We start from the raw sequence: 20314 nt of genomic DNA on the forward strand, positions 1-20314 counted from the left end.
GCGCCCGCTGCCTGCCACCGCCAGACCCTTGCTCCTCTATGGCTTCATCCATTGCCAGACCGGCCAATCAGCACGGCCCCAACACTGAAGAACCTGCATGACCCGCTTCCTGCGCCTTTGCAAGATCGTTTTCGTCATCCTCTACTACGGCCTCGACGAACTCGTGCTGTCCGGTTTCAAGAGCCGCCGCATCCGTTTCCTGGTGCGTGTCATTACCATTGGCCGCAAGCTCGACATGCCCCGCGGCGAACGCCTGCGGCTGGCGCTGACGCGCCTGGGGCCGATTTTCGTCAAGTTTGGCCAGGTGCTCTCCACCCGGCGCGACCTGATGCCCGAGGACATCGCCGACGAGCTTGCCAAGTTGCAGGACCAGGTGCCGCCGTTCGATTCGGTCGTGGCGGTCAAGATCATCGAGCGCTCGCTGGGCCGGAAACTGACGACGCTGTTCGAGAGCTTCGATCACAAGCCGGTGGCCAGCGCGTCCATCGCCCAGGTGCACTTCGCCATCCTGAAGGGCGGCCCCAACCACGGCCGCGAAGTCGCGGTGAAGGTCCTGCGCCCGGGCATGCTGCCGGTCATCGACAGCGACCTGGCGCTGATGCGCGACCTGGCCGCCTGGCTTGAGCGCTTCTGGGCCGACGGCAAGCGCCTGAAGCCGCGCGAGGTGGTCGCCGAGTTCGACAAATACCTGCACGACGAGCTCGACCTGATGATCGAGGCCGCCAACGCCAGCCAGCTGCGCCGCAACTTTGCCGATACCAAGCTACTGCTGGTGCCCGAGGTGTTCTGGGACTGGTGCAGCAGCGAGGTCTTCGTGATGGAGCGCATGCACGGGATCCCCATCTCGCGCACCGAGTCGCTCAGGGCAGCCGGCGTCGACATGCACCTGCTGGCCGAGGAGGGCGTGGAGATCTTTTTCACGCAGGTGTTCCGCGATGGGTTCTTCCACGCCGACATGCACCCGGGCAACATCCTGGTGTCGGTGGCGCCGCAGACTTTTGGGCGCTATATCGCGCTGGACTTCGGCATCGTCGGCGCGCTGTCCGAGTTCGACAAGAACTACCTGGCGCAGAACTTCATCGCCTTTTTCCGCCGCGACTACCATCGCGTGGCCTTGCTGCACGTGGAGTCGGGCTGGGTGCCGCCCAATACGCGGGTGGAGGAACTGGAGAGCGCGGTACGGGCGTGCTGCGAGCCCTATTTCGACAAGCCGCTCAAGGAGATCTCGCTGGGCATGGTGCTGATGCGCTTGTTCCAGACCTCGCGCCGTTTCAATGTCGAGATCCAGCCGCAGCTGGTCCTGTTGCAGAAGACCTTGCTCAATATCGAAGGGCTGGGGCGCCAGCTCGATCCGGACCTGGACTTGTGGAAGACCGCCAAGCCCTTCCTCGAGAAGTGGATGCACGAGCAGGTCGGCTGGAAGGGCGCCTGGGAGCGCATCCAGGTGGAGGCCCCGCAATGGGCCAAGATGCTGCCCGACTTCCCGCGCCTGGCGCACCAGTTCCTCGAGCGCCGCGCGCTGGTCGACAATGGCCAGCAAGAGAAGCTGCTGGCCGCCCTGGTTGCCGAGCAGCGCCGCACCAATCGCCTGGTTGGCACGGCCTTGCTGCTGGTGGGCGGATTCATCGCCGGCGTGGTGTTGACCGAACTGCTGGCCTGGGTTGGTTACTGGTAACGGTAACGCGCCGAATCGCCTGGGTGGCGTGGGCAAGTGTGATTCAATGCAGTGGAGGTTAGCTTGACCAAATCCGACAACGCCGCGAACAAGACCGGGGTCCCGCCAGCTTTTGCCACGCGCAACGCGGCCGATCCGGCTTTCTGGGATGAGCGCTTCGAGAAGGGCTTCATGCCCTGGGACCTGGGCGGCGTGCCGGCCGATTTCGAGGCCTTCGCCAGCGCGATGGCGCCGTGCCCCACGCTGGTCCCTGGCTGCGGCAACGGCTGGGAAGCGGGTTGGCTCCATGCGCGCGGCTGGCCGGTGACCGCCATCGATTTCTCGCCCGAGGCCGTGGCCAGCGCGCGCCGCGCGCTGGGGCCGGCCGGAGCCGTCGTGCATCAGGCGGATTTCTTTGCCTTTGCGCCCGAGCCTGCCTGCCAGTGGATCTACGAGCGGGCTTTCCTGTGTGCCTTGCCGCCAGCCATGCGGGCCGACTATGCCGCTCGCGTGGCGCAACTGCTGCCGCCGGGCGGCCTGCTGGCCGGCTACTTCTTCCTTGACGAGATGCGCGGCGGGCCACCTTTCGCCATCCCCGAGGCAGAACTGCGCGCGTTGCTTGCGCCGGCCTTCGAGCTGGTGGAGGCGAGGGCCGCCACTGGCTCGCTGCCAGTGTTTGCCGGCCGCGAGCAGTGGCAGGTCTGGCGCCGCAGGCCTCGAGTTCCGGCCCTGAGCTTCAACCCTGAGCTTCATCGCCAAGCGCCAGGCTTTCCTCAGCCGCGCACGCGGGCGTTGTGCTTGTCATGGTAGATCGCCCGGCTGTCGCGGTTTTCGGCGCGCTGGATGCCGCGCCGCTCGCCCGCGCCGACATGGCCGCTGGCGCCGGCACGCGCTTCGCGCCGATCCACGTGAGCCTGGCCGCGTTCGAGGCTGCCGGCCTCGCGGTTGGTGAGCGAGCCGTTGGCCACGCCGTTCTTGATGCGCTGTTCCTGGTTGATATTGCGTTGCACGTCAGCCTGCATGCGCTGCGACGAGGCGCTGGCGGGGTTGCCGGTGATGCCGTTGTGCGTGTCGTGCGCGATATCGCGGCTCACGTTGTTCTCGGCACGCTGGATCGACGCCTGCTCGCGCGGCGAGACCGAGCCGTTGGCCAGGGCGTGCGCTTCCATGTGGTCCACCCGTGCGGTCTGCCTTTCCAGGCTGGCCGCTTCGCGCGTGCTCAGGCTGCCGGATTTCAGGCCGTTTTCGATGCGCTGTTCCTGGTTGACGTTGCGCTGCACGTCCTGCGAGACCGCCGCGGTCTGGGCGCTGGCCAGGCCGGCACCGAGCAGGCCAGCGGCAATCATCAGGGTCTTGAGCATCTTGGTTTGGCGGCTGGACATGGTGTTTTCCTTTTCCTCGTTGGGTCGTGGGCGGCAGCCTGGCTCGTGGGCGGTGCGCCCGATGTTGCTGCCTTGCTCCCTTAATGCCCGGCGCACACGGCCCGCTGACGCGGGGTTTGTAAGCTGTGTAACCGCGCGTAAGCCGCAAGTCTCCCGCACCACGGCGGGGCGCCGCGGCCGCGGCGGGCATCCTCGGCGCCGGGCACGTCACCTGTGGCGCCAGGGCTGCACCGTCCCGCGCAATTTCCGGGTGGCAGGGATATTTTTCCTCGCCGGGCGGCAGGCGTCGCTATAATCCGCGTTTTGATTCGGCTACGACCGCAGGCTAGATCGGCCACCCATGCGGCCCCGACCGATGAATTGGACTCCGGGCAAGGCTGGCCGCAAATCCCGCCTCACCGGCAACCGGTTTCTCGCCGCAAGGGCACTTTGGGATAGGGCAGCAGCATGCTGATCTGGTTCGTCATCATCTACTGGGTAATCTCCGTCGGCATTGGCCTGTGGGCCGCATTGCGCGTGCGCAACGCCACCGACTTCGCGGTAGCTGGCCGCAGCCTGCCGTTCTATATCGTCACCGCCACCGTGTTCGCTACATGGTTCGGCTCGGAGACGGTGCTGGGCATCCCCGCGGTCTTCCTCAAGGAAGGCTTGTCCGGGGTGGTGTCCGATCCCTTCGGTTCTTCGCTTTGCCTGATCCTGGTCGGCCTGTTCTTCGCGCGCCCGCTGTACCGGATGAACCTGCTCACCATCGGCGATTACTATCACAACCGCTACGGGCGGCTGGCCGAGGTGCTGACCACGCTGTGCATCGTGATGTCCTACCTGGGCTGGGTGGCCGCGCAGATCAAGGCGCTCGGGCTGGTGTTCTTCACGGTCTCGGACGGCGCGCTGTCGCAGGAAGCCGGCATGATGATCGGGGCCGCCAGCGTGCTCGTGTACACCCTGTTCGGCGGCATGTGGGCCGTGGCGGTGACCGACTTCATCCAGATGATCATCATCGTGATCGGGATGCTGTATATCGGCTATGAAGTCAGCGGCCAGGCCGGCGGCGTGGCGGCGGTGGTGTCGCATGCGGCGGCGGCCGGCAAGTTCGAATTCCTGCCGTCGCTGGACCTGATACAGATCATCGGCTTCGCGGCCGCGCTGTTTACCATGATGCTCGGGTCGATCCCGCAGCAGGACGTGTTCCAGCGCGTGACCTCGTCGCGCACCGAGAAGATTGCCGGGCGCGCTTCGGTGCTCGGCGGCGTGCTCTACTTCTGCTTCGCCTTCATCCCGATGTTCCTGGCCTACTCGGCCACCATGATCGATCCGGAGATGGTGCAGAAGTACATCAACACCGATTCGCAGCTGATCCTGCCCAAGCTGATCCTGACGCATGCGCCCATGTTCGCCCAGGTGATGTTCTTCGGCGCGCTGTTGTCCGCCATCAAGAGCTGCGCCTCGGCGACGCTGCTGGCGCCGTCGGTCACCTTTGCCGAGAATATCCTGCGGCCGTATTTCCGCCATCTCGACGACCGCCGCTTCCTGCGCGTGATGCAGGCCGTGGTGCTGGTGTTCGCCGTGCTGGTGACGCTGTTCGCGCTGAACTCGCATCTTTCCATTTTTCATATGGTGGAAAATGCCTATAAGGTCACCTTGGTGTCGTCGTTCGTCCCGCTGGCCTTTGGCATGTTCTGGAAGCCGGCCACGCGCCAGGGCGGCCTTGCCGCGATCATCCTCGGGCTGGTTTCCTGGCTGTGCTGCGAAATCGCTTTCGCCGACGCGGCGGTGCCGCCGCAGATGGTCGGCCTGCTGTTCTCCATTGGCGGCATGGTGTTCGGCTCGCTGCTGCCGCAGTGGATCGGCGATCATCCGCGGGTCGAGGAAGCGCATCTGGCCTGAGCGTTGCGGGCACCTGACGCCTCGCGCGTGGCTTCGAAGGCATTTCCAGTCCTTTTTCCGCCGGCCCGGCGTTCTCAGAACGGTTTATAATTCAAGGCTTTGCACCGCAAGGTGGCGCACGGGGGTGGCAACTTCCCGGTCGGCGCGACCACGCGGTTTCACCCAATTTCCGTTCCAGAATCCTCGCGGAGAGCCACTATGCCGATCTATGCCTATCGTTGCGAAGCCTGCGGCCACGGGCGCGATGTACTGCAGAAAATGAGCGATGCCCCGCTCACCGACTGCACATCCTGCGGCGCCAAGGGCACGTTCAAGAAACAACTGACCGCTGCGGGCTTCCAGCTCAAGGGGTCGGGCTGGTACGTCACCGATTTCCGCGGCGGCAGCGGCGGCACGGCCGCGGCGCCTGCCACGGCGGCAGCCGGCAGCGCCACCGAAGGCAAGAGCGAAGCCGCCGCACCGGCCTCGTCCGGCGCGGCCACTGACTCTTCCAGCACCGCCAGCACGGCGTCGACGAGCACTGCCGGCGGTTCCGGCAGCGCCGTCGCCAGCCATTGAAGGCAGAACGCATCGTGCCGGCGAAGAAGACTTCCGCCCTCAAGACCTGGTTCCTCACCGGGCTATTGGTGCTGGTGCCGCTGGGCATCACGCTGTGGGTGTTGAACCTGGTCATCAGCACCATGGACCAGAGCCTGGCCCTGCTGCCTCAGGCCTGGCAGCCTGTCGAGCTGTTCAAGGTGCGCATCCCGGGCCTGGGCGCCATCCTGACGGTGGTGTTCATCCTGCTGGTCGGCCTGCTGACCCACAACTTCATCGGCCAGCGCCTGGTGCGCTGGTGGGAAGCGCTGCTGCGCCATATCCCGGTGGTCGGGCCGATCTACACCAGCGTCAAGCAGGTCTCGGACACGCTGCTCTCCTCGTCGGGCAATGCCTTTCGCAAGGCGCTGCTGGTGCAGTACCCGCGTGAGGGCTCGTGGACCATCGCCTTCCTGACCGGCCGTCCCGGCGGCGACGTGCAGAATCATTTGCAGGGCGAGTATGTCAGCGTCTACGTGCCGACCACGCCTAATCCGACCTCGGGCTTCTTCCTGATGATGCCCAAGGCCGATACCATCGAACTCGACATGACCGTCGACGCCGCGCTGAAGTACATCGTCTCGATGGGCGTGGTGGCGCCGACCGAGCTGCCACGCAAGAGCGGCTCGGTGCGCGCCGGCGAAGCGCAGGCAGAAACCCTCGCCGAGTCCGCCGGCTCATCGCATTCAGATTGATCGCCGGCCGCATCGGCGGCCGCGTTATTCCGGGAATTCTCTTATGTCCATGCGTACTCACTATTGCGGTCTCGTGACCGAAGAACTGTCGGGCCAGGAAGTGGCCCTCACCGGCTGGGTGCAGCGTCGCCGCGATCACGGTGGCGTGATCTTCATCGACCTGCGCGACCGCGAAGGCCTGGTGCAGGTGGTGTGCGATCCCGATCGCCCGGAAATGTTCAAGGCTGCCGAAGAGATCCGCAACGAGTTCTGCATCCGCGTCACGGGCAAGGTCCGCCCGCGTCCGGCCGGCACCGAGAACGCCAACCTGACCTCGGGCAAGATCGAGGTGCTGTGCCATGAGCTGACCGTGCTCAACCCGTCGGTGACGCCCCCGTTCCAGCTCGACGACGACAACCTGTCCGAGACCACCCGCCTGACGCACCGCGTGCTGGACCTGCGCCGCCCGCAGATGCAGTACAACCTGCGCCTGCGCTACAAGGTGGCCATGGAAGTGCGCAAGTACCTGGACGCGCAAGGCTTCATCGACATCGAGACCCCGATGCTGGGCAAGAGCACGCCCGAAGGCGCGCGCGACTACCTGGTGCCGTCGCGGACCAACCCGGGCCACTTCTTCGCGCTGCCGCAATCGCCGCAGATCTTCAAGCAGATGCTGATGGTGTCGGGCTTCGACCGCTACTACCAGATCACCAAGTGCTTCCGCGACGAGGACCTGCGCGCCGACCGCCAGCCCGAGTTCACGCAGATCGACTGCGAGACCTCGTTCCTGAACGAGCAGGAGATCCGCGACCTGTTCGAGGACATGATGCGCACGGTGTTCAAGAACGCCATCGACGTCGACCTGGACGCCAGCTTCCCGGTGATGGAATTCCGCGAAGCCATGGCCCGCTTCGGTTCGGACAAGCCTGACCTGCGCGTCAAGCTCGAATTCACCGAACTGACCGACGCCATGAAGGACGTCGACTTCAAGGTGTTCGCCGGCCCCGCCAACAGCGAGAACGGCCGCGTGGTCGGCCTGTGCGTGCCGGGCGGCGCCGCCATCTCGCGCAGCGAGATCGATGCCTACACCCAGTTCGTCGCCATCTACGGTGCCAAGGGCCTGGCCTGGATCAAGGTCAACGAAGTGGCCAAGGGCCGCGACGGCCTGCAATCGCCGATCGTCAAGAACCTGCACGACGCGGCCATCGCCGAGATCCTGAAGCGCACCGGCGCCAAGGACGGCGACATCATCTTCTTCGGCGCGGACAAGGCCAAGGTCGTCAACGACGCCATCGGCGGCCTGCGCCTGAAGATCGGCCACTCCGAGTTCGGCAAGACCCACGGCCTGTTCGAGGACGTGTGGAAGCCGCTGTGGGTGATCGACTTCCCGATGTTCGAGTACGACGAGGAAGATGCCCGCTGGGTCGCCATGCACCACCCGTTCACCAGCCCCAAGGATGAGCACCTGCAATACCTGGAAACCGATCCGGGCAAGTGCATCGCCAAGGCCTATGACATGGTCCTGAACGGCTGGGAAATGGGCGGTGGCTCGGTGCGGATCTTCCGCGAGGACGTGCAGAGCAAGGTGTTCCGCGCCCTGAAGATCGGCGAGGAAGAAGCACGTGCCAAGTTCGGCTACCTGCTGGACGCGCTGCAATACGGCGCGCCCCCGCACGGCGGCCTGGCCTTCGGCCTGGACCGCATCGTCACCATGATGGCCGGCGCCGATTCGATCCGCGACGTGATCGCCTTCCCCAAGACCCAGCGCGCGCAAGACTTGCTCACGCAAGCGCCGAGCTCGGTCGACGAGAAGCAACTGCGCGAGTTGCATATCCGCCTGCGCGCTGCAGAGCCGAAGACCGCCTGAGCCGGGCTTTCGCCTGCTTGAGAAGGGCCGCGCGCAAGCGCGGCCTTTTTGTTTTATCCCTATCGCCCTAAACGCTCGCCGCGGTTGCGGGTAGGCCTGCCTCTCGCGCCCGCCCCACCCACACCACGCACACCAGCGATAGCGCCGCAGAGCCCGCATAGAACACCGCCATCGGCCACCACTGCGGGAAGAACCTGTCCGCCAGCAGCGTTGCCAGCAGCGGCGTCAGGCCGCCGGCGAAGGCGCCGCACACCTGGTACGACAGCGAGATGGCGGTGTAGCGGATGCGCGCGGCGAACATGCCGGTGACAAAGCCGGCAATGACGGCGTAATAGCCCGATTCGCATAGCGTGGCGATGGCGATGCCCAGGAATACCGTGTGCGGCTGCCCCATGCGCACCAGGGGCAGCATGACGAACGGCACCACGATGGCGAAAGCGGCGACGATGGCGAGCACGCGCCGGGTGCCGAAGCGGTCGGCCAGATGCGCTGCGCCCAGCTGTACGAAGAACTGCAGCACCGCCACCCAGAACATGCAGTCGAGAATCATTGCCCGGTCCAGCGCCAGGTACTGCGTCGCATACGAGATCATGAAGATGTTGCTGAAGTACACGCCGGCGATGCCGTACACGTTGGCGCCGATCGCCAGCACGATCAGCGGCCACGCGCGTAGTGCTTCGGCCAGTGGCTGGCCGGCCACGTCGCCGGTGGCCTGCATGGTCTCGAACTCAGGCGATTCATTGACCGAGCGCCGGATCACGAAGCCGACCGCCAGCAGCACCGCGCTGGCCAGGAAGGGCAGGCGCCAGCCCCATTGCATGAGGGCGTCGTGATCGAGCCGGCCCACGGCGCTGAAGGCCAGCATCGCCAGGATCAGCCCGCCCGCGCTGCCAAGCTGCGCGAACGAGGCGAAGAAGGCGCGCCGGCCGGCCGGCGCGTGCTCGCCCGCCAGCAACACCGCGCCGCCCCACTCGCCGCCGACCGCAATGCCTTGCAGCACGCGCAGCGCCACCAGCGCCACGGGCGCGATCCATCCGGCCTGCGCATACGTCGGCAGGCAGCCGATCAGCACCGTGGCGATGGCCATCAAGGACAGCGTGCCCATGAGCGCGCGCTTGCGCCCGAGGCGATCGCCGATGCGGCCGAACAGCACGCCGCCAATGGGCCGCGCCAGAAAGCCGATGGCGAACGAGCCGAACGAGGCCAGCAGGCTCAGCAGGCGACTCTCTCCGGGGAAGAACAGCGGCCCGAACACCAGCGCCGCGGCGGTGGCGTAGCTGTAGAAGTCATACCACTCGATGGTGGTGCCGACAAACGATGCCAGGGCCGCGCGGCGCGGCTGGGGAGCAGGCTGGGTAGTCTGCATGGTGGGTCTCCTGATTATTGTCGGGGAGGGATTCAGGCGCCGCGGTACTCGACGCCGGGCAGCACGCACAGTAGTTCGAACGCCAGATTGGCCCCGAGCAGCGCCGTGGTGCCGAACGGGTCGTACGGCGGCGATACCTCGACCAGGTCAGCGCCGACGATATCCAGCCCGCGCGCGCCACGTACGATCTCCAGCGCCTGCGGCACCGTCAGCCCGCCGATCTCCGGCGTGCCGGTGCCAGGCGCGTAGGCTGGGTCGATGCCGTCGATGTCGAAACTGATGTAGACCGGGCCGCCCTGCAGGCGCGCGCTGACTTCCTCCATCAGCGGTGCCAGCGACCGGTACCAGCATGCTTCGGCCGTGATCACGCGAAAGCCCTGCTGGCGGCACCAGTCGAAATCCTCGGCGGCATAGCCGGTGCCACGCAGGCCGATCTGCACCACACGGCCGCAATCGAGCAGCCCCTCCTCCACGGCACGACGGAACGGCGTGCCGTGCGCGATCTTCTCGCCGAACATGGTGTCGTTCACGTCGGCATGCGCGTCGACATGGATCAGCCCGAGGCGGCCATACCTGGCGTGCATGGCGCGCAGGATCGGCAGCGTGACAGTGTGGTCGCCGCCCAGCCCGACCGGGCGGCAACCCGTGGCGATGATGTCGCGGTAAGCCGCCTCGATGCGCGCGATGGAGTCATGCAGGTTGTATGGATTGGTCGCCACGTCGCCGATGTCGGCCACGCGCAGCGAATCGAAGGGGCGGCGCGCGTGGCCATGTTGTAGGGGCGCAGCAGCACGGATTCGGCCCGGATCTGGCGGGGCCCCAGGCGCGCGCCGTTACGGTTGGACGTGCCCAGGTCGAATGGCACGCCGACGAAGCAGGCATCCAGCCCGGCGGTGCTCGCGGCGGCGGGCAGCCGCATCATGGTGGCGATGCCGCCGAAGCGCGGCATGGCGTTGCCGGACATCGGCTGGAAGGGTTCGGCCTCACCGGCCGGGTGGGGTAGCGTGTTTGCATGCATGGCGATCGATTCATCATGCCGCGTTCGGCGGCACATTCTGGTAGAGACACCCGCATTCTTTCCGATTGCTCCAACGCGTAGAATGCGAAATCTCTGAACCAAACATTGATTCGGCTCGATGTATCGATCATGCTGGGACAACCTTCCGATCTTGACCTGCGCCTGATTCGCGTTTTCCTGGCGGTGGTGGATGCCAATGGCATCACGCCTGCGCAGGCGACGCTCAACGTCAGCCAATCCACCATCAGCACGCAGCTTTCGACGCTGGAAACGCGGTTGGGCTACCGGCTGTGCGAGCGGGGGCGCAGCGGTTTCCGGCTGACCCCGCGGGGTCAGCAATTTGTCGAGTCCGGGCGCAAGCTGCTGACGGCGCTGGATGTCTTTGGCGCGGAAGCGCGCAAGGTGGGCCGCACATTGGTGGGCACGCTCAGCCTGGGCTTGATCGGGCATACGCCGGTGAGCGCCAATGCACGTATCAGCCAGGCAATCGAGCGCTTCCGCCAACGGGACGAATCCGTGCATTTCTCCGTGTTGGTGCGCTCGCCGGGAGAGCTGGAAGGGCTGCTGCTGGACGGCAAGATCCACATGGGCATCGGCTACTTCTGGCACCGTGTGCCGGCGCTGGACTACACGACCATCTTTCACGAGACGCAGCTCGCCTATGCCGGACGCAGCCATCCGCTCTTCGCCGAGGCCGGGCGCGTCGACCCGGCGGTCGCGCTCGGCCATGCGTGGGCCTGGCGCAGCTATCCGCTGCCGGAGGCGGCGGGTTCGCCGGGAGACCGGCTGGTGACGGCAGTGGCGGACAATATGGAAGCGGTGGCGATGCTGGTGCTGTCCGGCCGCCACCTTGGGTACTTGCCGGCGCATTTCGCGGCGCCCTATGTGCAGCAGGGACAGCTGGCCCCGCTCGCGCCGGACGCGATGCGCTATGACGTACCGTTCGACATGGTGGTGCGCCGCAAGCCGCACCGCAACGACCTGCTGGACGCCTTCATTGCCGACATGAAGGCGGCGCACGCCTGAAGCGCGGAAGATCCGCTCAAGTTCGGCGGCGCGGTCTCTGACGCGCCACGTGCCACAGCCGGCACCAATGGCTGGTTTCCAATTGTTACATCGCGGAACGAAGCCCCCTCCGGGCCAGTCTTCTCCCTTTATAGCGCCAAGCCGCAAGCCCATTTCGAAGGCACGCCGGCCGCGCGGGAGGAATCTGCCGTGTCCCTGGATGTTGAACTGATTCGCCAGTTTTTACTGGCTCATGCCGAAACCATCGTCACCTGGCTGGTGGCCGGGCTGGTGATGATGCTGCTGGCGCGTTTCGAGCTGCGCCGCGCGGTGCGCCGCTCGGCGGTGGCCATGTCGGAGTCCGTGGCGACCACGGTGGCGGCTTGCGTGCCGGATATCGCCCATGCCGCGCAGACCGGCGGCGGTGGCGCGCCGATGCTGGAGCCGGTGGAGATGCAGCGCGCCGAGGCCCTGCGCCGGGTGGCGCTGGATACGGTGGGCACCGTCATGGCGCGCGGACGCTGGCTGGAGGACCTTGGCAACCTGAGGCTGGCCGACGAGGCCCTGTTGCAGGGCAGCCGCGCCGGCGGCGCGGATCCTTTGCTGGTGGTGGCGCCGCAGCCGGTGGTGCAGGCTTACCTGACGGCCCAGCGCGGCTTCGATGCGTACGCCGCGCAACTGCGCGACGAGCGCCGCGAGGCCTTGCGCCTGCAGGACGGCTTGCAGGCGCTGGCTGCGGAGGCCACGCATATCGAGCAGGAAACCGGCAGCATCGTGATGCGCTTCGAGCAGGTCAACGCGCAGGCGGCCCAGGGCATGGAAGGCGGGGACTACCAGCGCTTCCTGATCCAGAAATACAACGCGCTGGGTGTGCGCGAGAAGGAGATCGCACAGGAGCGCGCGAAGTTGCAGGCGCAACTCCAGCAATGCGCCGACCGCCTGGCGGCGCATGCCCAAGCGGCTTCGCGCGAGTACACGCAGGCGCTCACCCCGTTGATGCAGCAACTGCGCGCCGCGTGGGGCCACGGCGACTCGCCGGGCGTGTTCGAAACCTGGTTGCGCGAGACGCCGGTTCAGCCTAGCGCCTACGCTGCATGACTGGGTCGGGCCCGGGAGGCTGTCCCGGCGGCCATGTTTCCCATGGCGCCCGGGCGCATCTGCGGTAAGCTTGGGGACGCCGTCTGTCCTATCCCCATGCCCTACAAAATTCCTGAATCCGTCCTGGTTGTGATTCACACGCCGGACCTGCAAGTGCTGTTGATCGAGCGCGCCGACCGGCCGGGCTACTGGCAGTCCGTCACCGGCAGCCTGGACACGCCGGATGAGCCGCTGGCGCTGACGGCCGCGCGCGAGGTGGCCGAGGAAACCGGGCTGATCGCCGCCGAGCACCAACTGCAAGACTGGCAGCACACCATCGATTACGAAATCTACCCGCAGTGGCGCCACCGCTACGCACCCGGCGTGACGCGCAATACCGAGCACTGGTTTGGCCTGTGCGTGGCGCAGCCGCAGCCGGTGACGCTAGCGCCACGCGAGCACCTGCAGTATCAGTGGCTGCCGTGGCGGGAAGCCGCCGTGCTCTGCTTCTCGACCAGCAACGCCGAGGCGGTGCTGCAGCTGGGCTGGCGGGTGCAGGGGCAGCGTACGGCCTGTGGAGCGGACCTATGAGGCTGCGCGTCGTCACCTACAACATTCACAAAGGCGTGACCGGCATCAAGGGCAAGTCCCGGATCCACAACGTGCGCGACGGCCTGCACGTGGTCAACGCCGACATCGTCTTCCTGCAGGAAGTGCAGGACCGCAATGACCGCCTGGTGGCGGCGGCGTTGTTCGATCCCGATTACACCCAGCTCAACTACCTGGCGACCGACGCGTATCCGCATTCGGTCTACGGGCGCAATGCGGTGTACGACCACGGGCACCACGGCAATGCCATCCTGTCGCGCCATCCCATCCTGATGTCGGAAAACCTCGACATCTCCGATCATCGCTTCGAGCAGCGCGGCCTGCTGCACGCGGTGGCGGACATGCACGGGGTCGAGGCCCACCTGATCTGCGTGCATTTCGGCTTGTTCGCGCGCAGCCGCGCGCGGCAGGCGGAGGCGCTGGTCAAGCGGGTGCAAGATGTGGTGCCAGCGGAGGCGCCGCTGGTGATCGCCGGAGATTTCAATGACTGGAACCACCGGCTCGACAACCTGATCTGCACCACGCTCGGGGCGACGGAGGTGTCCTCCGCCGGCGGCGCGCGGCTGCATACCTTTCCCAGCCACATGCCCTGGTGGCAACTCGACCGCATCTATGTGCGCGGCTTCGAGATCGAGCACGCCAGCGCGCTGACCGGCCGCGACTGGGCCCAGCGCTCGGACCACGTCCCCTTGATGGCGGAGCTTGCCCGCATTGCCGTGCCGGAACGGCCGGTTGCCCACAAGGTCAAGGTGGGCACGTCTTCCTGAGGGCTGTCCTCAAGCCCCCATTTTCTCCAGCATGATGTCAACAAAACAGGCCTGCTTGGGCAGCGGCCGCGGGTCGCGCGGATAAAGCAGGTGCACCGGCCTTGGCGCCGGCATGGTGTCCTCCAGCAGCGGCACCAGCAGTCCGGCGGCGATGTCTCGCCGCCAGCAGCACTTCCGGCTGCATCACCACCCCACAGCCAGCCAACGCCGCGCGCCGCAGCGCCTGGCCGTTGTTGGCCGTCAGCGGCGCGGATGGTACCGCCGCCGCACCGTCTCCGGGTGCCGGCCACCCCATGCCTTGCGGCCACAACAGATGATTCAGGCAACGGTGCCTGGCCAGGTCCGCCAGCGTGCGCGGATGGCCCGCTTGCGCCAGGTAGGCCGGCGCCGCGCAGATCGCCATGCGATACGGCCGCAACGGCCGCGCCACCAGATGGTCGGAGCTGGCTAGCGCGCCGATGCGCACGGCGGCGTCGAAGCCATCGGCAATCAGGTCGTTAAAGGCGTCGTCAAGCACCAGTTCCACCGTGACTTCCGGATATCGCAGCAGGTAGGCCGATACCGCCTCGGCCACCGCCGTCTCGCCCAGCGTCACCGGCGCGGTCAGGCGCAGGCGGCCGCGCGGCTGGCTGTGCAGGCGTTCCGCCACGGTCTCCGCGTTGCGCACGCGTTCCAGGATCTGCCGGCATTCCTCCAGGAACAGGCGGCCGGCTTCGGTCAGGCTCTGGCGGCGCGTGCTGCGTTGCAGCAGGCGCACGCCTAGATGCCGCTCCAATTGGCCGACATGCTTGCCCACCATCACCGCCGACAGGCCGAGCGCATCGGCGCAGGCGCTGAAGCTGCCGGCTTCGGCAGCGGCGGCAAACACTTCCATGCTGCGCAGCTTGTCCATCGATTGCTAATTAATTATTAGGGATGCGCGAAATCCTAGCCCATTTATCTGCCATGAATCCACTTTCACAATGCATTCCTGATGATACGGGAAGGAATTCCATCATCCCAAACAATCGGAACCATGGGGAATGCGATGAAAATTGTTGTGATCGGAGCCAGCGGAACGCTCGGCCAGGCGGTGGCAAAGAACCTGTCGGCTCGCCATGAAGTGGTACGGGTGGGAAAGTCGCGCGGCGATCACCGGGTCGACCTGACCCGGCCGGAGTCGGTGCAAGCCTTGTTCGAAGGCATTGGCCGGGTGGACGCGATCATCGCCACCACCGGGAGCCTGTTCTTCGGGCCGCTTGCGCAGATGCGGGCCGAGGATTTCGAGATCGGGCTGCAGGACAAGCTGCTGGGGCAGGTGCGGCTGGCGCTGGTTGGCCAGCACTTCCTGAGCGATGGCGGCTCGATCACGCTCACCAGCGGCATTGTCGGCAGCGAGCCGATCCGCATGGGCGCCAATCCCGGTAGCGTCAATGCGGCGCTGGAAGGGTTCGTGCGCAGCGCGGCGCCGGAGCTCGAGCGTGGCCTGCGCATCAATGTGGTCAGCCCGACCGTGGTGCAGGAGTCATGGGCCGCTTATGGCGATTTCTTCCCCGGCTACGAGCCGGTGCCGGCCGCGCGCGTCGCGCTGGCCTTCCAGCGCAGCGTGGAAGGGCCGCGCAGCGGGCATGTCTATCGCGTCTGGTGAGGCTGCGCCAGGGCAGCAGCCAGTGCAGGCGTGAGCTCGAGCGCACTGTCTCGGATCAGCTGGCAGATCGCGTCGAGGTCCGCCAGGTCCAGCACGGGCAGGGCGGTGAGCGCGGCCACCGCCTGCGGCTGGTCGCTGGCGACGGCCATGATGCTCGGCACCTCCGGCCATAGCGGCGGCGTGCCCAGGTCCGGCCGGAACACTTCCAGCTTGGGGAAGTCGCTGCGCTTGTAGCCTTCCACCAGCACCAGGTCCATGTCGGCGGGCAGCACGGCCAGCGCGTCGGCCAGCTCCGGCGAGGCCTCGGCTTCCGGGTAGTGGCGCATCAGCGTGAGGTGCCGCGCGCCTACCAGCACGACATTGGCGCAGCCGGCCTGGCGCATGCGCCAGGAGTCCTTGCCCGGGGTGTCCGGGTCAAAGCCATGATGGGTGTGCTTGACGCCGGCCACGCGCAGGCCGGCGGCGACCAAGCGCGGGATCAGTTGATCCAGCAACGTGGTCTTGCCGCTGCCGGACGTACCGGAGATGCCGAAAACCTTCACGATGTCGGGGGCTGCGAGGGGATAAAGCGGCGACGATAGCAGAGAATGGCCGCGGCGGCGCGCATGGCCCCACACGTTGTGCGCGCCGCGCGCGTCGCCTGGCGCACGCACAGGACATCGGCGTGCCTGATAATGTGGCTCATGTCATCGATTCCGCTCCCACGCCCGCCGAAGCACGCCGGCCCGCTGCGCTCCGAATGGCGCCGCGGCAGGCCTCTGGGCGGCAACGCGGTCCGCTTGCTGCGCGGCGGCAACGAGTTCTTCCCGGCCCTGGTTGCCGCGATCGACCAGGCTGCATTCTCGGTTTCGCTCGAGACCTACATCTACGCCGACGATGCGGTCGGCATGGCGGTGAGCGACGCGCTGATCCGCGCTGCCGGGCGGGGCGTGGCCGTGCACCTGGTGGTGGACGGCTTCGGCGCCGGCGACATGCCGGCGGGGCTTGCCGCGCGGCTGCGCGAAGGTGGCGTGTACCTCAAGATCTTCCGTCCCCTGCGCCGTTTCAGCCTGGCGCGGCGCAACTTGCGCCGGCTGCACCGCAAGCTGGCCGTGATCGACCAGCAGATCGGCTTTGTTGGCGGCATCAACATCATCGATGACCACAACCACGGGCCCCTCGAGGGCGCCGGGCTCGGCCCCCGCTACGACTTCGCGGTGGAGGTGCGGGGCCCGCTGGTCAACCAGATCGCGCTGACCGCCGAGCGCCTGTGGTGGCAGCTATCGCTGCGCGGCGAAATGCGCAGCGTTGGCCTGGCGGGGGTGGCGGCGGAGTTTCCGCTGATCACCGACCTGCCGCTGGCGCGCCAGGACCAGGCCGGCGGCATGCGCGCCGTGCTGCTGCTGCGCGACAACCTGCGCAACCGCCGCGCCATCGAGCGCCAGTACCTGCAAGCACTGGGTGGCGCGCGGCGGGAAGTGATCATTGCCAACGCGTACTTCCTGCCTGGGCACAAGATGCGCCGCGCCCTGCTGGCCTGCCGCAAGCGGGGGTGCGCGTGCGGCTGTTGCTGCAGGGCATGGTGGAGTATCGTTTGCAGCACTATGCGACCCACTCGCTCTACGCGACCTTGCTTGCGGCCGGCGTGGAGATCCACGAATACGCCGATAGTTTCCTGCACGCCAAGGTAGCCGTGGTAGATGACGCCTGGGCCACGGTGGGCTCCAGCAATATGGATCCATTCAGCCTGCTGCTGGCGCGCGAGGCCAATGTGGCCGTCTATGACAGCGCGTTTTGCGCTGAGCTGCGCCAGGAACTGGAGCATGCCATTGCCTCGCGCAGCGTCGAGGTCAAGGCCGCCACGCACGCGCGCCGCTCGGCGGTGCGCCGGATGGCGAGCTGGACCGCCTATATGGTGCTGCGTGTCGGCGTGATCATCGCCGGCGTGACAGGGCGCTACTGATCGCGGGACAATACTGCGCGGGGCGATGTTGCTGTGCATCACGCGCGGCAACAATGATCGCTATCTTGCTGCGTCGCGGCATGTTGCAGCGCAGGAGCGCTGCCGCTGCGTTTAGAAACCCCGATCTAATTAAAAGCTTGCTGCCAGCGGGCGCGATCACAATAATCTGAACGGTCGTTCTTTTTGCCTTAGACTGCGTGCATTCGGGTCTGCCAGGCGGTGAAGCAGCCAGCCGGGTAGCGAAAAAATGCATTAAGTCAGGGTCATACGCGGTGCGATCCGTTTCGCGCCGCGAAGAACGGAGAAAAAATCATGCGACACCAGTCAGCTCGTCTCGAATCCGCCACTTCCGCGTCCCCCGCGCCCATGCGCAAGGGGAAATGACGCGCGTGGCCATTCTGGATGCCGCGCTGGAATTGTCGTCCCGCGACGGGCTCGAAGGCTTGACCATCGGGCTGCTCGCGGAACGCATGCAGATGAGCAAAAGCGGCGTCTTCGCGCATTTCGGTTCGCGCGAGGACTTGCAGGTGGAAGTAGTGCGCGAGTATCACCGCCGGTTCGAGCAGGAGGTTTTCTATCCTTCGCTGCACGAGCCGCGCGGGCTGCCGCGCCTGCAGTCCATGGTGCGCCGCTGGATGGAAAAGCGCATCCAGGAAGTGACCACGGGATGCATCTACATCAGCGGGGCGGTGGAGTACGACGACCGCGCGGAAAGCCCGGTGCGTGACGAACTCGTCAAGAGCGTCACCATCTGGCGCGCCGCGCTCACGCGTGCCATCGACCAGGCACGGGAAGAGGGGCACCTGTGCGCGGATTGCGATCCGCGCCTGATGCTGTTTGAAATGTACAGCCTTGAACTAGGCTTGCATCATGACGCCCGCTTCCTGCGCTTGCCCGCGAGTGCCGAGCTCGCCATGGTCGCGCTCAATAAATTGATTCAGTCCTACCGTACCTGACGCCGCCGCGGCGTCCCGTGCCGGATCGTGCACGGGCGGCGTAGCGGCTTTGCAAACCTCCAAGGAGTCTTTGATGGGCCAGTACACCGCACCGTTGCGCGACATGCAGTTCGTGCTCCATGAATTGCTCGGCGTGGAAGCCGAACTCAAGGCGCTGCCGAAGCACGCCGACGTTGACGCGGACACCATCAACCAGGTGCTTGAGGAAGCCGGCAAGTTCTGCTCCGAGGTAGTATTCCCGCTCAACCAGAGCGGCGACCGCGAAGGCTGCACCTACGTCGGCGACGGCGTGGTGACGGCGCCCAAGGGCTTCAAGGAAGCGTACAAGCAGTACGTGGAAGCCGGCTGGCCGGCCCTGGGCTGCGACCCGGAATACGGCGGGCAGGGCCTGCCCATCCTGGTCAACAACGCCTTGTACGAGATGCTGAACTCGGCCAACCAGGCGTGGACCATGTACCCCGGCCTGTCGCACGGCGCGTATGAAGCGCTGCACGCGCACGGCACGCCCGAGCTGCAGAAGCTGTACCTGCCCAAGCTGGTCTCCGGCGAATGGACCGGCACCATGTGCCTGACCGAGCCGCATTGCGGCACCGACCTGGGCATCCTGCGCAGCAAGGCCGAGCCGCAGGCTGACGGTTCCTACACCATCACCGGCACCAAGATCTTTATCTCGGCCGGCGAGCACGATCTCTCCGCCAACATCATTCACCTGGTGCTGGCGCGCCTGCCGGACGCACCGCAGGGCACCAAGGGCATCTCGCTGTTCGTGGTGCCGAAGTTCGTCCCCGATGCCAACGGCAACCCGGGCGAGCGCAACGGCATCAAGTGCGGCTCGATCGAGCACAAGATGGGCATCCACGGCAATGCCACCTGCGTGATGAACCTGGACGGCGCGCGCGGCTGGCTGGTGGGCGAGCCCAACAAGGGCCTGAACGCCATGTTCGTGATGATGAACGCTGCCCGCCTGGGCGTAGGCATGCAGGGCCTGGGCCTGACCGAAGTGGCCTACCAGAACTCACTGGCTTACGCCAAGGACCGCCTGCAGATGCGCGCGCTGACCGGTCCCAAGGCACCGGACAAGCCGGCCGATCCGATCATCGTGCACCCGGACGTGCGCCGCATGCTGCTGACGCAGAAGGCCTTTGCCGAAGGCGGCCGCGCGTTCAGCTACTGGACCGCGCTGCAGATCGACCGCGAGCTGTCGCACCCGGACGAGTCCGTGCGCAAGGAAGCGGGTGACCTGGTCGCGCTGCTCACGCCCGTGATCAAGGCCTTCCTGACCGACAACGCGTTCACCGCCACCAACGAAGGCATGCAGGTCTTTGGCGGCCACGGCTACATCGCCGAGTGGGGCATGGAGCAATATGTGCGCGACGCGCGCATCAACATGATCTACGAAGGCACCAACACCATCCAGGCACTGGACCTGCTGGGCCGCAAGATCCTGGGCGACATGGGCGCCAAGATGAAGGCCTTCGGCAAGATCGTGCAAGCGTTCGTCGAGGAAGAGGGCACCAACGAAGCCATGCAGGAGTTCGTCAACCCGCTGGCCGACCTGGGCGACAAGGTGCAGAAGCTCACCATGGAAATCGGCATGAAGGCCATGGCCAACCCCGACGAAGTCGGTGCCGCCGCGGTGCCTTACCTGCGCGTGGTGGGCCACCTGGTGTTCTCGTACTTCTGGGCCCGCATGGCCAAGATCGCGCTGGAGAAGGAAGCCGGCGGCGACAAGTTCTACACCACCAAGCTGGCGACCGCACGCTTCTACTTTGCCAAGCTGCTGCCGGAGACGGCTTCGCAGATCCGCATGGCGCGCGCTGGCTCGGCCACGCTGATGGCGCTGGACGCGGATTTGTTCTGACGCATTGTTTGTCCTGAATTAATGCGGTTGTCTTAGCGCGGGCGCAGGC

17 protein-coding genes and 3 pseudogenes are annotated in these 20314 nt (G+C 66.3%); 14 read left to right on the forward strand and 6 right to left on the reverse strand.

What is annotated here, in order from left to right; genetic code table 11:
• Nucleotides 1-97 precede the first annotated feature (97 nt).
• Both ubiB and OMK73_RS31525 read left to right on the forward strand, forming a co-directional pair.
• On the forward strand, nucleotides 98-1675 hold the full coding sequence (gene ubiB / locus OMK73_RS31520; RefSeq protein ID WP_267605478.1) for a ubiquinone biosynthesis regulatory protein kinase UbiB: 1578 nt from the start codon (nucleotides 98-100) through the stop codon (nucleotides 1673-1675).
• Between the two features lie 63 nt (nucleotides 1676-1738).
• Nucleotides 1739-2464, forward strand: coding sequence for a methyltransferase domain-containing protein (locus OMK73_RS31525; RefSeq protein ID WP_267605479.1), 726 nt, complete (start codon nucleotides 1739-1741; stop codon nucleotides 2462-2464).
• On the opposite strand, the gene OMK73_RS31530 is transcribed toward OMK73_RS31525, so the two are convergent.
• Nucleotides 2428-3036: a hypothetical protein gene (locus tag OMK73_RS31530; RefSeq protein ID WP_267605480.1), complete on the reverse strand. Its 609-nt coding sequence runs from the start codon at nucleotides 3034-3036 to the stop codon at nucleotides 2428-2430. The genes OMK73_RS31525 and OMK73_RS31530 overlap by 37 nt on opposite strands.
• Nucleotides 3037-3483: 447 nt before the next feature.
• On the opposite strand from OMK73_RS31530, the gene OMK73_RS31535 reads away from it, so the two are divergent.
• The 4 genes from OMK73_RS31535 (at nucleotide 3484) to aspS (ending at nucleotide 8037) form a co-directional block, all read left to right on the forward strand.
• Entirely contained in the window at nucleotides 3484-4920 is a 1437-nt protein-coding gene (locus OMK73_RS31535) for a sodium:solute symporter family protein (RefSeq protein WP_267605481.1), read from the forward strand.
• A 198-nt stretch (nucleotides 4921-5118) separates the two neighbouring features.
• Nucleotides 5119-5478 (forward strand): FmdB family zinc ribbon protein, encoded by a 360-nt coding sequence (locus tag OMK73_RS31540; RefSeq protein ID WP_267605482.1) that lies wholly within the window; start codon nucleotides 5119-5121, stop codon nucleotides 5476-5478.
• Between the two features lie 14 nt (nucleotides 5479-5492).
• Complete coding sequence (locus OMK73_RS31545) at nucleotides 5493-6191, forward strand: DUF502 domain-containing protein (RefSeq protein WP_267606583.1); 699 nt, start codon at nucleotides 5493-5495, stop codon at nucleotides 6189-6191.
• Nucleotides 6192-6240: 49 nt separating this feature from the next.
• A complete protein-coding gene (aspS, locus tag OMK73_RS31550; RefSeq protein ID WP_267606584.1) occupies nucleotides 6241-8037 on the forward strand; it encodes an aspartate--tRNA ligase in 1797 nt (598 codons plus the stop codon).
• 67 nt (nucleotides 8038-8104) lie between these two features.
• On the opposite strand, the gene OMK73_RS31555 is transcribed toward aspS, so the two are convergent.
• A complete protein-coding gene (locus OMK73_RS31555; RefSeq protein WP_267605483.1) occupies nucleotides 8105-9403 on the reverse strand; it encodes an MFS transporter in 1299 nt (432 codons plus the stop codon).
• 32 nt (nucleotides 9404-9435) lie between these two features.
• A pseudogene (gene speB / locus OMK73_RS31560) lies at nucleotides 9436-10421 on the reverse strand (agmatinase).
• 129 nt (nucleotides 10422-10550) lie between these two features.
• On the opposite strand from speB, the gene OMK73_RS31570 reads away from it, so the two are divergent.
• The 4 genes from OMK73_RS31570 to OMK73_RS31585 all read left to right on the forward strand — a co-directional run bounded on the left by OMK73_RS31570 (nucleotide 10551) and on the right by OMK73_RS31585 (nucleotide 13879).
• Nucleotides 10551-11447, forward strand: coding sequence for a LysR family transcriptional regulator (locus OMK73_RS31570; protein ID WP_267605484.1), 897 nt, complete (start codon nucleotides 10551-10553; stop codon nucleotides 11445-11447).
• 189 nt (nucleotides 11448-11636) lie between these two features.
• Nucleotides 11637-12524: a hypothetical protein gene (locus OMK73_RS31575; protein ID WP_267605485.1), complete on the forward strand. Its 888-nt coding sequence runs from the start codon at nucleotides 11637-11639 to the stop codon at nucleotides 12522-12524.
• A gap of 96 nt (nucleotides 12525-12620) precedes the next feature.
• Nucleotides 12621-13094, forward strand: coding sequence for a dihydroneopterin triphosphate diphosphatase (gene nudB / locus OMK73_RS31580; protein ID WP_267605486.1), 474 nt, complete (start codon nucleotides 12621-12623; stop codon nucleotides 13092-13094).
• Nucleotides 13091-13879 carry an endonuclease/exonuclease/phosphatase family protein gene (locus OMK73_RS31585; RefSeq protein WP_267605487.1) on the forward strand — a complete coding sequence of 263 codons (789 nt, stop codon included), beginning with the start codon at nucleotides 13091-13093 and terminating at the stop codon, nucleotides 13877-13879. Before nudB ends, OMK73_RS31585 begins: the two co-directional genes overlap by 4 nt.
• A gap of 9 nt (nucleotides 13880-13888) precedes the next feature.
• On the opposite strand, the pseudogene OMK73_RS31590 reads toward OMK73_RS31585, so the two are convergent.
• Nucleotides 13889-14771 (reverse strand): annotated as a pseudogene (locus OMK73_RS31590) (LysR family transcriptional regulator).
• Nucleotides 14772-14906: 135 nt separating this feature from the next.
• On the opposite strand from OMK73_RS31590, the gene OMK73_RS31595 reads away from it, so the two are divergent.
• Nucleotides 14907-15506 (forward strand): short chain dehydrogenase, encoded by a 600-nt coding sequence (locus OMK73_RS31595; RefSeq protein ID WP_267605488.1) that lies wholly within the window; start codon nucleotides 14907-14909, stop codon nucleotides 15504-15506.
• On the opposite strand, the gene mobB is transcribed toward OMK73_RS31595, so the two are convergent.
• Together mobB and OMK73_RS31605 are read right to left on the reverse strand one after the other, a co-directional pair.
• Nucleotides 15491-16048, reverse strand: coding sequence for a molybdopterin-guanine dinucleotide biosynthesis protein B (gene mobB, locus OMK73_RS31600; RefSeq protein WP_267605489.1), 558 nt, complete (start codon nucleotides 16046-16048; stop codon nucleotides 15491-15493). The two genes, OMK73_RS31595 and mobB, sit on opposite strands and share 16 nt — an antisense overlap.
• Nucleotides 16045-16191, reverse strand: a complete 147-nt coding sequence (locus tag OMK73_RS31605; RefSeq protein ID WP_267605490.1) for a hypothetical protein — start codon at nucleotides 16189-16191, stop codon at nucleotides 16045-16047. Before OMK73_RS31605 ends, mobB begins: the two co-directional genes overlap by 4 nt.
• On the opposite strand from OMK73_RS31605, the pseudogene clsB reads away from it, so the two are divergent.
• From clsB to OMK73_RS31620, 3 genes and pseudogenes are all read left to right on the forward strand, one after another.
• Nucleotides 16190-17448: pseudogene (gene clsB / locus OMK73_RS31610) on the forward strand (cardiolipin synthase ClsB). The gene OMK73_RS31605 and the pseudogene clsB overlap by 2 nt on opposite strands.
• Before the next feature lie 380 nt (nucleotides 17449-17828).
• A complete protein-coding gene (locus OMK73_RS31615) occupies nucleotides 17829-18404 on the forward strand; it encodes a TetR/AcrR family transcriptional regulator (protein WP_006156439.1) in 576 nt (191 codons plus the stop codon).
• Between the two features lie 73 nt (nucleotides 18405-18477).
• Complete coding sequence (locus OMK73_RS31620) at nucleotides 18478-20265, forward strand: acyl-CoA dehydrogenase C-terminal domain-containing protein (RefSeq protein ID WP_267605491.1); 1788 nt, start codon at nucleotides 18478-18480, stop codon at nucleotides 20263-20265.
• Nucleotides 20266-20314: the final 49 nt, after the last annotated feature.

Origin of the sequence: Cupriavidus sp. D39 (assembly GCF_026627925.1) — a bacterium.
Classification (GTDB): Bacteria; Pseudomonadota; Gammaproteobacteria; order Burkholderiales; family Burkholderiaceae; genus Cupriavidus; species Cupriavidus ulmosensis.

Bases quoted from the DNA above. Each gene is read 5' to 3' on its own strand.
- ubiB (WP_267605478.1), top strand. From the start codon at position 98: ATGACCCGCTTCCTGCGCCTTTGCAAGATCGTTTTCGTCATCCTCTAC.
- OMK73_RS31530 (WP_267605480.1), bottom strand. From the start codon at position 3,036: ATGTCCAGCCGCCAAACCAAGATGCTCAAGACCCTGATGATTGCCGCT.
- OMK73_RS31535 (WP_267605481.1), top strand. From the start codon at position 3,484: ATGCTGATCTGGTTCGTCATCATCTACTGGGTAATCTCCGTCGGCATT.
- OMK73_RS31540 (WP_267605482.1), top strand. From the start codon at position 5,119: ATGCCGATCTATGCCTATCGTTGCGAAGCCTGCGGCCACGGGCGCGAT.
- aspS (WP_267606584.1), top strand. From the start codon at position 6,241: ATGCGTACTCACTATTGCGGTCTCGTGACCGAAGAACTGTCGGGCCAG.
- OMK73_RS31555 (WP_267605483.1), bottom strand. From the start codon at position 9,403: ATGCAGACTACCCAGCCTGCTCCCCAGCCGCGCCGCGCGGCCCTGGCA.
- OMK73_RS31570 (WP_267605484.1), top strand. From the start codon at position 10,551: ATGCTGGGACAACCTTCCGATCTTGACCTGCGCCTGATTCGCGTTTTC.
- nudB (WP_267605486.1), top strand. From the start codon at position 12,621: ATGCCCTACAAAATTCCTGAATCCGTCCTGGTTGTGATTCACACGCCG.
- OMK73_RS31585 (WP_267605487.1), top strand. From the start codon at position 13,091: ATGAGGCTGCGCGTCGTCACCTACAACATTCACAAAGGCGTGACCGGC.
- OMK73_RS31595 (WP_267605488.1), top strand. From the start codon at position 14,907: ATGAAAATTGTTGTGATCGGAGCCAGCGGAACGCTCGGCCAGGCGGTG.
- OMK73_RS31605 (WP_267605490.1), bottom strand. From the start codon at position 16,191: ATGAGCCACATTATCAGGCACGCCGATGTCCTGTGCGTGCGCCAGGCG.
- OMK73_RS31615 (WP_006156439.1), top strand. From the start codon at position 17,829: ATGACGCGCGTGGCCATTCTGGATGCCGCGCTGGAATTGTCGTCCCGC.
- OMK73_RS31620 (WP_267605491.1), top strand. From the start codon at position 18,478: ATGGGCCAGTACACCGCACCGTTGCGCGACATGCAGTTCGTGCTCCAT.